Annotated in this window: 2 protein-coding genes; both read left to right on the top strand. The window is 71.7% G+C overall.

What is annotated here, in order from left to right:
* On the top strand, window positions 1–2,151 hold a 2,151-nt coding region (locus VGW35_27140; protein HEV8311351.1), incomplete at its 5' end, for a DNA translocase FtsK 4TM domain-containing protein.
* A 64-nt stretch (window positions 2,152–2,215) separates the two neighbouring features.
* On the top strand, window positions 2,216–2,548 hold the full coding sequence (locus VGW35_27135) for a hypothetical protein (GenBank protein ID HEV8311350.1): 333 nt from the start codon (window positions 2,216–2,218) through the stop codon (window positions 2,546–2,548).

Genomic DNA, 2,548 nt, shown 5'->3' with positions numbered 1-2,548 from the left:
CCGCCCAGGGCCGCGGCCCGCTGGGTTCGCGAGGCCCAGGGAGTGGTCGCCTTCGGCCTGGCCGCGTATATCGGCGCCTCCCTGATCTCCTACGACCCAGCCCTTCACTGGCTCGACCAGGTCGGCGAGGTCGGGATCGTCGGGCTCTGGATCGGCTGGGGGATCTTCGCAACCGTCGGGTATGCCGGGTACCTCCTGCCGCTCGCCCTCGCCGGCTGGGCCGTCTCGACGTTCCTCCGCCCGTTGCCGGTCGGCCGACTGTCCACGCTCGCGGGCGTGAGCCTCGGCCTGGTCGGCCTCACGGGCCTCCTGGCGCGAACCTCGGGGCCGACCGGCGGGGTCTACCTCCACCGGGGCGGGCTCCTCGGCCGGACGGTGCAGGCCGCGCTCCGCCAGACGATCGGGGAGCTCGGGAGCATCCTCGTCCTCGTGACGCTCCTCGCGGTCGCCCTGCTCTGCCTCACCCAGGGCTCCTACACGGGACTGTCGCGCGGCGTCCTCCTGGGGCTCGCCCGCCTCTTCCGCGGGCGGACGCGGCCGGCCTCGGCGGCGTCCGCCGCCTCCGCCCGGGTCGCGGAGCCGGAGCCGCCGGCCATCGCCCTCGCCACGGAACCGGCCATCTCCCCGGCGCCCTCGGCCCCGCCGGCGAGGGAGCGGCTGAAGGGCCCCCTCGCCGAGCGCGGGCTCGCCTGGCAAGAGACCTTCGACTTCGCCCGAGCCGGGCAGACCTTCCAGCTGCCGCCCATCGCGCTCCTCAAGGCTCCTCCCGCAACCGAGCGCCGGCGCACGCGCGAGGAGCTCCAGCAGAACGCCGAGCTCCTCAAGAAGCGGCTCGAGGACTTCGGCGCTGAGGGCCGCATCGTCCAGGTGAACCCGGGGCCCGTCATCACGGGCTACGAATTCGAGCCTGCGCCCGGCGTCAAGGTGAATCAGGTGGTGAACCTGGCCGACGACCTGGCCCTCGCCATGAAGGCGGGGGCCGTCCGGGTCTTCGGCCCCGTCCCGGGTCGCGGGACCGTGGCCATCGAGGTCCCGAACCCCGAGCCCTCGACGGTCTACCTCCGGGAGATCCTCGCGTCGCGGGAATTCGTCGAGTCCAAGGCGCCGCTCGCGCTGGCCCTGGGCAAGGATGCGATCGGCCAGCCCTACATCACCGACCTGGCGGCGATGCCACACCTCCTCATCGCCGGCGCGACCGGGGCCGGCAAGTCGGCCGGTCTGAGCACGATGATCTGCTCGATCCTGTACCGGCGCCCTCCCGCCGACGTGCGCTTCCTCCTGATCGATCCGAAACGCCTCGAGCTCGGGATGTACGACGGGATCCCGCACCTGCTGGCCCCGGTCGTGACCGACGCCAAGGAGGCGTCGGCGCGGCTCCGCTGGATCGTCGGCCGCATGGATGAGCGCTACAAGCTGCTGGCGGCCAAGGCGGTGCGGAACATCGAGAGCTACAACCGGGAGATGCCGCCCGCCGAGCGGCTGCCCTACTGGGTCGTCGTGGTGGACGAGCTCGCGGATCTCATGATGGTCTCCGCCGGCGAGGTCGAGACCGCGCTGGCCCGGCTCGCCCAGATCGCCCGGGCGGTCGGCATCCACCTCGTGATCGCCACCCAGCGCCCCTCGGTGGACGTCATCACGGGACTGATCAAGGCGAACTTCCCGGCCCGCATCGCCTTCCAGGTCGCCTCCAAGGTGGACTCCCGGACCATCCTGGACCAGAACGGGGCGGAGCAGCTCCTCGGGCGGGGCGACATGCTCTTCGTGCCGCCGGGCGCCTCGCGGCCGGTGCGCATCCACGGGGCCTGGGTCTCCGAGGGCGAGGTCCGCGAGATCGCGGCGTTCCTCCGGAAGCAGGGGCAGGCGGTGTACGAGGAAGGGCTGCTCCAGCCCATCAAGGAGACTGCCGCCGGCGAGGGCGCCAGCGAGGCCGAGCGCGACGAGATCTACTGGCGGGCTGTCGAGCTGGTGCTCAGCCAGAAGCAGGCGTCGATCAGCTTCATCCAGCGGCGACTGGGACTCGGCTACCCGAAGGCGGCCCGCTTCATCGACCTCATGGAGCAGGATCGCATCATCGGCCCCGGCGACGGGGCCAAGCCGCGCCAGATCCTGGTCGGCTCCGAGTACCTGGCCCGGCGCGGCGCGTCACGGTAGCCGCGGAGAGGAGCCTTCCCCTACGGGTTGACAGAAGCGGGTCGTCTCGGGAATCATATCGATCGTGAAGCTCAGCGAGTTCCTCCGGGCCAATGACCGGCGCCAGGCGTTCGGCGCGCTGGCGGAGGGCGACGCCGCCTGCGCGGTGGCCCAGATCTTCGAGCAGGCCTTCGGGGTGCCGGTGGACCGGGTCGGGATCACCCGGGAAAGCCGGCTCCTGCGCGCCGTGCTGCAGACCTATCGGGTCGACATCGCGGGGCGCACCGAGACCTGCCGGAAGTGCCACCTGCCGTTCAAGCTCCCGGACGAGCTCTCCGGCTACCTGATCCACCTCAACGATGCCCACCTGGCGCCCAAGCACGTCATCATCGAGGCTCTCGAAGAGCTGGGCCTTTGA

The organism is Candidatus Methylomirabilota bacterium (assembly GCA_036005065.1).
In the GTDB taxonomy this organism is placed as follows: Bacteria; Methylomirabilota; Methylomirabilia; order Rokubacteriales; family DASRDR01; genus DASYQW01.
This window is presented reverse-complemented; position numbering and strand designations above follow the sequence as displayed.